General features: G+C 56.4%; 11 protein-coding genes. All 11 read right to left on the reverse strand.

Features of this window, described 5'->3' with window-relative positions:
* Positions 1-2: 2 nt before the first annotated feature.
* Entirely contained in the window at positions 3-1,232 is a 1,230-nt protein-coding gene (locus tag WJU16_RS12555; protein ID WP_341833847.1) for a hypothetical protein, read from the reverse strand.
* On the reverse strand, positions 1,222-2,361 hold the full coding sequence (locus tag WJU16_RS12560; RefSeq protein ID WP_341833848.1) for a glycosyltransferase family 4 protein: 1,140 nt from the start codon (positions 2,359-2,361) through the stop codon (positions 1,222-1,224). The genes WJU16_RS12555 and WJU16_RS12560 overlap by 11 nt, the downstream gene beginning before the upstream one ends.
* Positions 2,361-3,134, reverse strand: a complete 774-nt coding sequence (locus WJU16_RS12565; RefSeq protein ID WP_341833849.1) for an MATE family efflux transporter — start codon at positions 3,132-3,134, stop codon at positions 2,361-2,363. Before WJU16_RS12565 ends, WJU16_RS12560 begins: the two co-directional genes overlap by 1 nt.
* Positions 3,131-3,916 (reverse strand): MATE family efflux transporter, encoded by a 786-nt coding sequence (locus tag WJU16_RS12570; protein ID WP_341833850.1) that lies wholly within the window; start codon positions 3,914-3,916, stop codon positions 3,131-3,133. The genes WJU16_RS12565 and WJU16_RS12570 overlap by 4 nt, the downstream gene beginning before the upstream one ends.
* Before the next feature lie 12 nt (positions 3,917-3,928).
* On the reverse strand, positions 3,929-5,026 hold the full coding sequence (gene gmd / locus WJU16_RS12575; RefSeq protein ID WP_341833851.1) for a GDP-mannose 4,6-dehydratase: 1,098 nt from the start codon (positions 5,024-5,026) through the stop codon (positions 3,929-3,931).
* Positions 5,023-6,357 carry a UDP-glucose/GDP-mannose dehydrogenase family protein gene (locus WJU16_RS12580; RefSeq protein WP_341833852.1) on the reverse strand — a complete coding sequence of 445 codons (1,335 nt, stop codon included), beginning with the start codon at positions 6,355-6,357 and terminating at the stop codon, positions 5,023-5,025. Before WJU16_RS12580 ends, gmd begins: the two co-directional genes overlap by 4 nt.
* Before the next feature lie 12 nt (positions 6,358-6,369).
* Positions 6,370-7,356, reverse strand: a complete 987-nt coding sequence (locus WJU16_RS12585; RefSeq protein ID WP_404980346.1) for a GDP-L-fucose synthase family protein — start codon at positions 7,354-7,356, stop codon at positions 6,370-6,372.
* Entirely contained in the window at positions 7,337-8,377 is a 1,041-nt protein-coding gene (locus WJU16_RS12590; RefSeq protein ID WP_341833854.1) for a sugar phosphate nucleotidyltransferase, read from the reverse strand. The genes WJU16_RS12585 and WJU16_RS12590 overlap by 20 nt, the downstream gene beginning before the upstream one ends.
* A complete protein-coding gene (locus WJU16_RS12595; RefSeq protein ID WP_341833855.1) occupies positions 8,370-8,891 on the reverse strand; it encodes a UpxY family transcription antiterminator in 522 nt (173 codons plus the stop codon). The genes WJU16_RS12590 and WJU16_RS12595 overlap by 8 nt, the downstream gene beginning before the upstream one ends.
* Positions 8,892-9,042: 151 nt before the next feature.
* On the reverse strand, positions 9,043-11,391 hold the full coding sequence (locus tag WJU16_RS12600; protein WP_341833856.1) for a polysaccharide biosynthesis tyrosine autokinase: 2,349 nt from the start codon (positions 11,389-11,391) through the stop codon (positions 9,043-9,045).
* Between the two features lie 79 nt (positions 11,392-11,470).
* A complete protein-coding gene (locus WJU16_RS12605; RefSeq protein ID WP_341833857.1) occupies positions 11,471-12,274 on the reverse strand; it encodes a polysaccharide biosynthesis/export family protein in 804 nt (267 codons plus the stop codon).
* Positions 12,275-12,423 lie beyond the last annotated feature (149 nt).

Raw genomic sequence — 12,423 nt, forward strand, 5'->3', positions numbered from 1 at the left:
GTCTAACTGGTATAAAGGAGTTCAGAAAAATCCGGTTCTTCCGCGTACACGAAATCGTAATACGCACTCATGATGATGGCTCCCGTGGCCGGCACGCTGAACCGGAGGTGCTGGAACGGCGAAAACGCGAAGGTCCAGACCAGGCCAATGGTCATCAGCACAATCACGGGATACAGCGCCAGCGACTGCCCGTTTTTGATGAGGTACAATCCCATCTTCATCAAAAAGAAAAACACCAGCAACACCGAGAAGAACCCGCCGATCCCGCAGTTGATCCACGCACCCATGAGGATCGAGTGGCTGGGGATAAGCTGCTCCTTGGAATAGGCTTTCTCGATATTGAAATCCTCGTCATGGAACATGAGGAGGATCTGGTAGTATTTCAGCGTGTGGTCTTTGGCCCAGGAGCCGTGCCCGAACACGGGTGCGTCGCCGATGGCGGTAACGGCGGCGAAGGTTTCGCCGCGGCCGGTCATGAGCAATTCGAGCGGGTTGTAAGGATTATCGAGCCGTTCGATCTGCCCGCGGGCGTGGTCGCCGCCGAATTCACCGGCTTTGACCGCGTCCACGTAGAAGATGTAGGCAACCTGGAATATGATCAGGGCGATGACGGAGAAAGCGATGATCTTGGCTTTCGTGAGTTTCAACCCCGAATTGAAAAAATAGATGATAATGGCAGACAGGAAGAAAACCACGGCCGTTGAGCGGCTGTCGAACGAAACGCAGGTGATCGAATACCCGAAAAGCACCGCCATCACCGCCTTAATATTCCCCCGGCGGTAGAAATACGCGCTGAGGAGGTATACGGCGGACGACAGGATGGGCACCATCTTGAACTTGAAATAACTCATGTCGGACGTCACGATGTCGTCCGTATAAAAGATATTCTTGAGCATAATGAAGAACAGGTAAATCATGATGCCTTCGTAGCTGTTGAAGAGTTTAAACAGCACAAGGAAAGACAGCATCGACATGATGATGGACGCCCATCCGCGGAAGTAATTCTGCGGCGTGGTGCCTACCACCATATCTGTCAATATCTGGAAGAAGAGCAGAAGCGCCAGCGCCAGGATGATTTTCCGCAGGTAAGGATACCTGGAGAAATCGTCCTTTTTGATGGTGGTTGGCGCGAGGCCAAGCAGCAGGATCTCGCTCAGCCTCATGGAACCGATGAGGTTGACGTTAACCGTGCTGAGCAGGGCGTAGAGCGCTATTTTTATTTTATTGATCATGACGTGCGAAATGAATGGCTTCCTCCAGGCGGCGGCGGTTCACCGACGCGCTGTATTCCTTCATGAAATCGGCCCGCAGGGCGTCTCCCCGCTGGGGCGAACCTTCGAACCGCAATAATGCTTCCCTGAATTCCGCGGCAGTGTCCGCCAAAATGAAGTGATGGCTCAGCACACCTTCCACGCCTCGCGGAGTGGCGATGATGGGGGTGTTGAGGGCCATGGCTTCGAGGCATTTGAGGCGGGTGCCGCTGCCGTGGAGCAGGGGGATCACGACGCCTTCGGCGCTGGCGATGTATTGCTTGACGTCATCGACGCGCCCGAGGGCTACGATATTCTCCCATTCCGTGGCGCCCGTGATCTGCTGCAGGGCTTCCCGGGAACCGCGGCCTACCAGTTGGAGCCGGAATTTCCCGGCGAGTTGCGGGTTCCAGACTTCGTTAACGAACCAGCGCAGGCCTTCGAGGTTTTGGTACACGGAGAAGTTGGCCGTCATGACCAGGAGGCGCTGCTGCCGGGGAGCTTTCACCGCGTATTCCGTTTCGTCGAGGAAATTGGGAACGAGGAAAAGCTTCTTCTGGTCGATGAAACGGCGATGATAGTCGAGGTCGTGGTGGCTGACCACCAGCACCGCGTCCGCCCGGGAGAAGTAGCTGCGCTCGTGCCACTGTTCCAGCGTTACCAGCTGCAGCTTGCGGATCTTCTGAAGAAGGCTGCGAGCCGGCAGCTGCCTGGAGATTTCGGGCTGGGCGTTGTGCGTGCCCAGCACCACCCGGATGCCGCGCCGGCGGAAAAACCCGATGTAATGGCCCACGTATCCGTAGTCCAGCACGGCCGCGTCGATCTTGTGCTCCCGGCAAATCTGTTCGAACAATGCCAGTACGGCGGCCGATTTGGTGAAATAGTGGCTGCCCGTGAGTCTTTCCGTGACGGCGAGCGGCTTTTTCGGGTGGATATGGAAAGCGACGTTTGGCAGCGGGTAACGGGTGAGATCGGCCTCTTCTTCGTTGCGAATCACGGCATGGACCGTGTGCCCCAGGTCGGAGAGGGCTTTCAGCAGGTAATAACTCCGCAGCTTCTCGCCTCCGTTGTACGGAAAGGTGCTAATGTTGGTAAAGAATATAATGTTCATCACGCAGCTTTTTTAATCACGGCGAGCCGCGGATGTATCCGCGTCAGCGCCTTCGTCATCACATCCCGGATTTTCCCGGATTCATAAGCGGAAAGGCCCAGCCAGTGCAGCGTTCCCGCCAGCGCGGCGGAGCTCACCAGGCAAGTCACGATCAGCCGTGCCCAGCCTTCTTCCATAGCCCTGTACGGCAGCAGTGCGATGCAGAAAGCCAGCAGCACGCTGCCCACGGCCCTGGCCGCCACGCTCCCTAAAAACTCCCGGACGGGCAGGCCGATCAACCGTTCGGCCGCCACGATCCGGTATGTACAAGTCACGAATTCGATCATTAATGCCGATGCCAATACCGACCATGCCGGCATGCCCATCCGCAGCAAGACGTAAGCCACCGGCAGATTCAGCATCAGCAGCGAGCTCACGGCGATCTGGTACTTCCGTATCTTCCCCACCGACTGCACCCCCACCTGGATCCCCACCGAAAGCTGGTTCACCATCGTACAGAGTAAAATCAGCCGGCAAAAAACGACCGTGTATTCCGGCACTTCCTTCAGCCACAAACCCAACACAAACGGCATTTCCAGCAGCAGCGGGATGGCGAAGAACGCCAGCAGGGAAAACGAAAATTTGCTGGCGATCATGGCCAGTTTCAACATCCGTTCCCGGTTGCCTTGTCCTTCGCTTTTCATAATCTGCGGATTGAGGGCCTGCATCAGCGTCACCGAAAAGAAGCTCAGCTGGGCGTTCACCTGGTTGGCTATGCCATAGGCCGCATTCACGATCGTTCCAAAAAAACGTTCAGGATCATGGCGGTGCCCTGGTTCCGTGTTACCACGCTCACCGCACCAAACATGTTCCATCCGCCGTAGGCGAACATTTCCTTCAGCAACGCCATGTCTTTATACTTCCCGATCCGGATGCGGCTTTCCGGGTATTTCACCGAGCAATAAATCCGTTTGAACAGCATCAGCGCGATGGCCGTGGCAGCCGAAAGCCCGGCGAAAAGTATGAGCCTGTCGGAACCGGCGTTCTGCAACAGCAAAGCCACGGCGAGTTTCATCACCGCTTCCGCGATGCCGGTGAGCGCCACCAGCAGCATGTTTTCGCGTGCGTTAATAGTAGCATCGTAAGGCACGGAAATGATGGTGAAAAATGCGCTCACCACCATGAAATGATAAATCAGCTTCGCGGCGGATAACCGTTCGGGCGGGATGTTCAGCACATGACCGAACAGGAAATACCCCGCCACCTCGAACACCACCACCAGCCCGATCCCCAGCAGCAGGTGCAGGAGAATGCTGGCGTTGAAGACCTTCTTCAACCGCTCCATATCCCCGCCTCCCAAATTATAGGACATATACCGCTGGGTGGAAAGCGTCAGGGCCATATTGAGAAAAGACAACATGGCGATCACGCCCGCAATGAGATTGAAAATCCCGTAGTCGCGGGCGCCCAGTGCGCTCAGCACAAGCCGGGTGGAGTACAGGGAGATGAAGATGGTGACCAGCATTTTCCCGTACAGCAAACCCGTATTCATTACGACTCTGTTCGCTGCCTGCATGCTTTCTTATTTTTATCCGATCAGATGTTCGAGTTGCGCCACGTCCTTTTTCCGGAAAAGCTCCACATCCGCGGCCATCATTTCCTTCACCAGCGCGGGCAGATCGTATGCCGGCTCCCAGTTCAGTTTGGTTTTCGCTTTCGTGGGATCGCCGATGAGGAGGTCCACTTCGGTAGGACGGAAATATTTCGCGTCCACCGCTACTACTTCCTTGCCGATGGGCAGGATGAATTCTTTGTTGCGGCAAGCCGTCACCACCGCCGTTTCGTTGACGCCGGTACCAATGAAAGCCAGCTCCACGCCCACTTCTTCAAACGCCATCCGCACAAAATCGCGGACCGTGGTCGTAATGCCGGTGGCGATCACGAAATCCTCAGGCGTATCCTGCTGGAGGATGCGCCACATCGCGTCCACGTAATCTTTGGCGTGGCCCCAGTCGCGCTTGGCGTCGAGGTTGCCGAGGAAGAGTTTGTCCTGCAGGCCAAGTACGATGGCGGCGGCGGCGCGGGTGATCTTGCGGGTCACGAAGGTTTCGCCGCGCAGGGGCGATTCGTGGTTGAAAAGAATGCCGTTGCAGGCGAACATGCCGTATGCTTCGCGGTAATTCACCGTGATCCAGTAGGCGTACATTTTTGCAACGGCATATGGAGAACGTGGATAGAAAGGCGTTGTCTCGCGCTGGGGCACTTCCTGCACGAGGCCGTACAGTTCGGAAGTGGACGCCTGGTACACGCGGGTTTTCTGCTCCAGCTTCAGGATGCGCAGGGCTTCCAGGATGCGGAGGGTGCCGATGCCGTCGGCATTGGCGGTATATTCCGGCGTATCGAAGCTCACGCGCACGTGGCTCATGGCCGCCAGGTTGTAGATCTCGTCGGGCTGCGTTTCCTGGATGATGCGGATCAGGTTGGTGGAATCCGTCATATCCCCGTAATGGAGTTTGAAGCGGACGTTCTTCTCGTGAGGGTCCTGGTAAAGGTGGTCGATCCGCTCGGTATTGATGAGCGATGCGCGGCGTTTGATGCCGTGCACCATGTATCCTTTTTCAAGTAAAAGCTCGGCGAGGTATGCGCCGTCCTGGCCGTTTACGCCGGTAATCAATGCGACTTTCATATGGTTATCATTTTTTGGATGGAGGGTTGAATGGTTCCGATGCCGTAATAGGTGATGCCGTTTTTATGCAGCGTCACGTCGTCGTAGATGTTTCTGCCGTCGAACAGCACGCGTGCGCCGATCCGTTTCCAGTCGGGCAGGCGGAATTCGTTCCATTCCGTTACCAGCGCCACGGCATCGGCGCCTTCGGCGGCATGGTAGAGGTCGGAGCACCATTCCACGGCGTCTCCCAGGGCTTTCTGCGCTTCATGCATGGCCACGGGGTCAAAAACCCGTACGCTGGCGCCGGCTTCCAGGAGGGAAGCAACGAGCACCAGCGACGGGGCCTCACGCATGTCGTCGGTGTTCGGTTTGAAGGAAAGCCCCCAGAGGGCGATTGTTTTGTTTTTTAGCTGGCCGTCGAAATGACGGAATATTTTGTCGAACATGACTTTCTTCTGATCGTCGTTCACGGCTTCCACCGCTTCGAGGATGCGAAGCCTGCGGTCGTATTCGAGGCCTGTTCGGATGAGGGCTTTCACGTCTTTCGGAAAACATGATCCCCCGTACCCGATGCCCGGATAAATAAACCGCGACCCTATGCGCGGGTCGCTGCCGATGCCTTTGCGGACTTTATTCACATCCGCGCCTACCAGTTCGCAAAGCCCGGCGATGTCGTTCATGAACGATATCTTGGTGGCCAGCATGGCGTTGGCGGCGTACTTCGTCATTTCCGCGGAGGCCACGTCCATGAACAAAATGGGATGCCCGTTCAGGAGGAACGGCGCGTACAGCGCTTCCAGCACTTTGGCGGCGCGATCATTGTTGACGCCTACCACGATGCGGTCGGGCTTCATGAAATCAGCCACGGCGGCGCCTTCCTTCAGGAATTCAGGATTGGAGGCCACGTCGTAATCGATGGAGGCGCTCCGGTCCTGGAGTGCTTCCTTTACCGCGCGGTTCACTTTCACGGCGGTGCCCACCGGCACGGTGCTCTTCGTAACGATCACCAGCGGCGCCGTCATGTGGTGGCCGATTTCTCTGGCTACCTGGAGCACGTACCGCAGGTCCGCGGAGCCGTCTTCACCGGGGGGCGTTCCCACAGCGATAAAGGCCACGGCCGCGTCAGGGATGCTGAATTCAAGACTGGTACTGAATTTCAACCGGCCGTTTTTGAAATTGCGCGTCACAATCTCTTCCAGCCCCGGTTCGTAAATGGGCAGGATGCCTTCTTCCAGCCGCGAAATTTTGGCGGCGTCCACATCCACGCACACCACGTCGGTCCCCACTTCCGCGAGGCAGGCGCCGGTCACCAATCCCACATATCCTGTTCCTACTACAACTACTTTCATGTCAAATATTTTTTATTGATGCATGGCATTCAAATGATGATATTGTTTCCGGAGAAAATCGCCGTAGGCCTGCGCTATACCCTGGCGAAGCTCCGTGCTGTGCTTCCATCCCAGTTTATGCAGCCGCGAAACATCCATGAGCTTGCGGGGCGTACCGTCCGGTTTGGTGGCGTCGAAAATGATATCTCCTTCGTAGCACACCACGTCGCGCACCGTTTCCGCCAGCTCCCGGATGCTCATATCCTCACCCGCGCCGATGTTCACCAGCTCGCGGCCGTCGTAATTTTCCATGAGGAAGACGCAGGCCTCGGCGAGATCATCGGCATACAGGAACTCGCGCTTCGGCGTACCTGTCCCCCAAACCGTTACCGAAGGCTTATTCGCCTGCTTGGCTTCGTGGAACCGGCGGATGAGCGCCGGCAGCACATGCGAGTTTTCAGGATGGTAATTATCCCCGATGCCATACAGGTTCGTAGGCATCACGCTGATGAAATTGCAACCGTACTGATCGTGGTAAGCCTCACACAACTTGATCCCCGTGATCTTCGCAATGGCGTAAGGCTCGTTGGTGGCTTCGAGCGGGCCGGTCAGCAGACTGTCTTCCACAATCGGTTGCGGCGCCATGCGCGGGTAAATGCAGGAGCTGCCGAGGAACATCAGCTTCCGGACATTTTGCGTATACGCCGCGTGGATGATGTTGGCGGCGATCATCAGGTTATCGTACAAAAACTCGGCGCGGTAAGTGTTGTTGGCATGAATGCCGCCCACTTTCGCCGCAGCGAGAAATACGTAATCGGGTTGCTCTTCTTCAAAGAATGCCTGCACCTGGTCTTGCCGGCGCAGGTCCAGCTCGCCAGACGTGCGGGTGATAACTCGTTGAAACCCGTCTTTTTCGAGTTTCCTTTTGATAGCGCCGCCCACCATTCCGCGGTGCCCGGCGATATATATTTTAGCGTTCTTTTCCATGTAGGTTAGCGGGTTACAGCAGTTCGGGGCGATTCTCGGCGACCCAGTTGTGCAATTGTTTAATGACTTGTCCTTTTCCTTTCTGCATGATGAGCAATGCGCCCGGCGTGTCGACCACCACCATGTTATCCACGCCCACCAGGGCCACCAGCTTGTTTTTCCCGATAACGGTACTGTTGCCGGGATCGCTGTCAATGAAAACAGCCTGGTCGTTGGAGTATTGGAATTGCTGGGTGAGCGCCTGGGTGAGGGCTTCGTAGCTGCCTACATCGCTCCATTCCATATCGCTGGGCACCACTTTCACGCGGTCGCTTTTTTCCATCACGGCATAGTCGATACTGTCGGACGGAATGGCGATCATGGCTTCGCGGGAAATGCTGCCCGTGCGCACCAGTTCGGCGGCGGCGCGGGAAGCGGCGTGGTAGATGGCGGGAGAATGTTGGAGCAATTCGTCGAGGAAGACGGAAGCCCGCGCGCAGAAAATCCCGCTGTTCCACAAATAATCGCCGTTATCGAGCATGAATGAAGCCGTAGCGGCATCGGGCTTTTCGACGAAGCGTAGCACCTCGTTTCCCTGGTGGTGGATATATCCGAACCCGGTTTCCGGGTAGGTGGGCTTCAAGCCGAACGTCACCACAAAATCCGCTTCCGCCAGCCGTTTCGCTTCGTCCAATGCCGCGGCGTAGCGGTCAGGCGTACCGATCAGGTGGTCGGAGGGGGTGATGAGCAGGATATCGGCCGGGGCGGACACGAAGGCCGCAATGGCGATGGCGGCCGCTGTATTCCGGCCCACGGGCTCGGCGATGCAACGGACCTGCGCGCCTTCATCGATGAGCTGGCTGGCGATAAGCTCCGCCTGCGCGGCCCCTGCGATGGCGAGCACGCCTTTACAGGCGGGACGGTTGCGGAGGTAAGTCAACTGCAGGAGGCTTTTGTCTTCGAAAAGCGGGAGCAGCTGCTTGGGGGTCTGCCGGTTCGAAAGCGGCCAGAGCCGGGTGCCGGAGCCACCGCATAAAATCACATGCTGCATGCGCGTATTGTCTGGTTTATGCATAGATGTAATCAGCTTTGCGGACATTAAGATCATGAACAGGCGCCGCCGCCACCAGGGCATAGCCCAGGCTGGAGAGCACCGCTCTTACCTTGTTGCGGTTGGATTCCGGCGTTCTGCCACGGTAATACAGCAGCGTCGAACCCTTCACCGGATCCGTATCCGCGATGCGCATGGGGATTTTTTCCAGCGAGGCGGTACGATGTTCGCGCATGAACCGGCGGATCATTTCAATGTCACCGTCGTGGATCACTGCGGGCTTGCCCAGCCAGTACACGAAATTGACAATCCCTTCCGTTTCACGTACGGCGTCCAGCATCCCTTCCGGAATACGGACGAACACGTACGATGAAAACAGCGGTTCTTCGGACGATTTCCGCCTGTCAGCAGATGGTTTCCCAATAACATTCATAGGGCAATAACTTTCCAGTTGCTTGCGGGCTAACAGATCAGCAACTTTTCTTTCCATTTTTGCCTTGGTATAGACAGCATACCAGGCGTGCAATTCCTGTTTCATAGTCTAGCATTTTACGGTGAACGAATCGCAATCAGTTTTCATAGCGGAGAATTTACAAAGGCGGGAAGAAGCATGGCTTCGCTCCTCATTCACATGATGAAGCCGGGTTTTCAATAAAGGCTATCGTGTAAGCGGCCGGGCCGCGTGAATACTATTTGAACATGTTTTTCAATTTCTTGCTGGTCCCATTTTTCTGATCTTCCATATAACCATACCCGTAACCGTAGGTGTGATTGGCGACGCCGCGTGGCTTCACGCCGTTGTACACCAGGCTCAGGCGCCCCATTTCGCCGGTGCGGTACAGCTCGTCGATCTGCTTCAGGTACTGCCGTGGCGTAACCTGGTGGCGCATGACGTACAGGCATGCGTCCGACAAAGGAGCGAGCAGCCGGGCGTCGGTCACGAGTCCCACCGGCGCGGAGTCGATGATGATGTAATCGAACATCTCGCGCAGCTCCTGGATCAGTTCTTCCAGGCGCCCGTTCAATATCAGCTCGGTTGGGTTCGGCGGGATCACGCCGGCGGGGATGAGGAACAGATGCTCGTTCCCCGGCACCGGGCGCACCAGGTCGCTGATCTGCGCCTTGCCCACCAGGTAATTCGTAATGCCAGGTTCTCGGTTGATATCCAGCATATTGCTCAGCATCGGCTTGCGGAGGTCAAACTCCATCAGCACTACTTTCTTCCGCAACAGCGATAGGCTGGATGCGAGGTTCAGCGACACGAAGCTTTTTCCTTCCCCGGAAATCGAACTGGTCACCAGCAGCGTTTTGTTACCGCCGTTCAGCCCGATGTAGGAAAGCGATGTCCGCAGATTGCGGAACTGCTCCGCCACGAGGCTCCGGCGGCCGTCGGTGATCACGAGCGGCTCCTTGCTGTCGTCGTGCAGCAGTTCCGCCACGATGGGGGCCGACGTTTCTTTCTCTATTTCCGCGCGGGAAGTGATTTCGCGTTTCAGCATATCTTTCAGCGTGATCCAGATGGCCACCACCGCAATGCCCCCCAGCACCGCGATGGCATAGACCATCATCTTGCGGGGACTTACCGGCACGCCGGCCGTTTCGGCCCCGTCAACGATCCTGCTGTCGGAAATGGCGGCGGCATACGCCAGCGCCGTTTCTTCCCGTTTCTGCAAAAGGAATGTGTAAATGTTGTTCTTGATGGCTTGCTGACGGCTTACTTCCAGCAAAGCTCTTTCCTTGCCGGGAACGCTGCGCAGCATGCCCATGAAGCGGTCGTTGGCCGACAGCAGTTTCGCTTTGCCCGCTTCCAGGTTGGAGCGCTGGCTCTGGATGTTCTCCAGGATGCCGGGTTTCAGCATTTCGGCCTGCCGGTTGAGTGCGGTGAGGGAAGGGCTGTTGGCGCCGGTGGTTTTCTTCAACCGTTCCTTCTCCAGTTCCGTTTCATATAATTTATTAACAAGCTCCAGCAGCACGGGGTCGCTCAGGCCCAGCGTAGCCGGCACCATGTTCACCCCTTCCGTTTTCCCATTCACGTATTTTTCAATGGATGCGAGGACAGACAGCTGCAAATTGGCTTCATTCAGCTTCGAGTCATTTTCCTGCACACTTCCCAGGAACATTTTGCTCTGCTCGCTGATATCCACGATCCCTTCATCCGTCTTGAATCTCGCCACTTCTTTTTCAACTTCGCTCAGTTCGCGCGTTACGATGCGCAGGCGCTCTTCCACGAACGACATGGTGCTGGCGGCCATCCGGTTTTTATCCGTTACGGCTGCTTCATTATATACACGGATCAGGTCGTTCACGATGGCTTCGCCGCGGGCAGGGAGCACGTCGAGGTATTCGAGATTGATGACAGTAGCCATTTTGGACACCGGCATGATTTTCATTCTCGCGAGGATCTGCTGCGTGAGGTTGCGCTCGCCGGTAAGTTTCAGGAAGTATTGCCCTTCCGCCACAGGCTGAGAAACATCGCGCACGCGGATCACCATCCGGCCCCAGGGCGTGCCCGTGGTATCGTTGATGGAATATGGTTTGCTGTTAAGCAACACTTGTTTTTTCCGGTGATCGAAACCTACGCTCACGAATTCGGAGGGGCCGTCTTTAATAGCCCAGGGCTCGATGAAATGGAAGGTCACCGGTGAAGATTCGCCGTACACGGCCACGTTTTTCAGGCGCCCTTTCACGAAAAGTTCCCCGTACAGGTCGAGTTTCCGGATCACGTCGCGGATGAGGGTGCGGGAAGTGAGTATCTGGATTTCGTTTTCGATATTCTTTTTGGAACCGAACAGGTCCAGTGAATTGAGGATGTTCGATTCGTTGAGGTCTTTGGCTTCGTCCTTCACGAGGAGGGAGGCGGAAACCTTATAGACCGGGGTGGCGTAGCGCAGGTAGGCCCAGGCTCCTCCCGCCGCGATGAGTGCCGCCAGCACAAACAGCGGCCAGTAGCTCAGGTATCGGAACCGGAGCATGGCCAGCAGGTCGGCGGACGACTCTTGCGGTTCCACACGTTTATGGGCATTCGTCTGCTGCTTCATGGTTTTTCAATTCAATATGGTTATCAACTATGGTCTGTCTCTCGTTGCGGCAGTTCCGCGGGTTTTCAGGAACGGTTGTTTACTTGATCACGAGCCTGTCGAGGATGATGACGAGGAGGCTGAGTCCGCTGAGCACCACGGGCAGTATTTGCCGGGAGCGGTCGGCCTGGGCCACTTTCGACTTGGTCGGTTCCACGTAAACGATATCGTTGGGTTGTAAATAGTAATAAGGGGAAGAGAGGATGCTGGCATCGTTGAGGTTGAGCCTTTTAACGGTGCGGGCGCCTTCCTTGTCGCGGATCAGCATAACGTTATCGCGTTTGCCGTACACGGTGATGTCGCCCGCCATGCCGAGGGCTTCCATGATGGAGATCTTTTCGCTGGTGACGGTGATCACGGCGGGTTTGGATACTTCGCCGAGCAGGGTAACGCGGAAGTTCAGGAAACGGACGTTTACCACGGGGTCCACGAGGAGCTGGCGGTCCACGAAGCGGCGGCGGATGGTGTCTGCCAGCGACTGTGTGGAGAGGCCGGCGGCGCGGATGGATCCGAATACAGGGTATTGGATGTTACCGGCCGCGTCCACGAGGAAACCTGCCCCGGGGGCGGCGCCGGATACGGCTGTGGCTCCGCTGCTGGCGGAATTGGGCACGTTGTACAGCATGGCTTCCTGCGGGTTCAGGCTGCTGACGGTGATCTGCAGAATGTCGTTCTGCTGGATCGCCGGTTCGAAAGTTCCGGCGATGCGTTGCACCGCCGTATCGTTGTTCACGTTATTGAAATACGTTGCATTCTTCGTGCTCACGCAGGAGGCAAATAGCGCACAAGCCGCTACCAGCAAGGTGTTCAATAAAGCATTCCGGTTCTTCAACTCTTGGGTCATAAAGCACAATTGATATGGTCTGGGTTCACTGCTTAAGCACAGTTACAATATTAGAGCATACCGCGCGCCATAAATATTACTAAGTAGAGTATAAAACCAGAGAGCAGCCGAAAGCGTATTACTCAAAACAGTAAGCGGCCGGCTGAACA

The sequence above is a fragment of the Chitinophaga pollutisoli genome (assembly GCF_038396755.1).
GTDB lineage: Bacteria > Bacteroidota > Bacteroidia > Chitinophagales > Chitinophagaceae > Chitinophaga > Chitinophaga pollutisoli.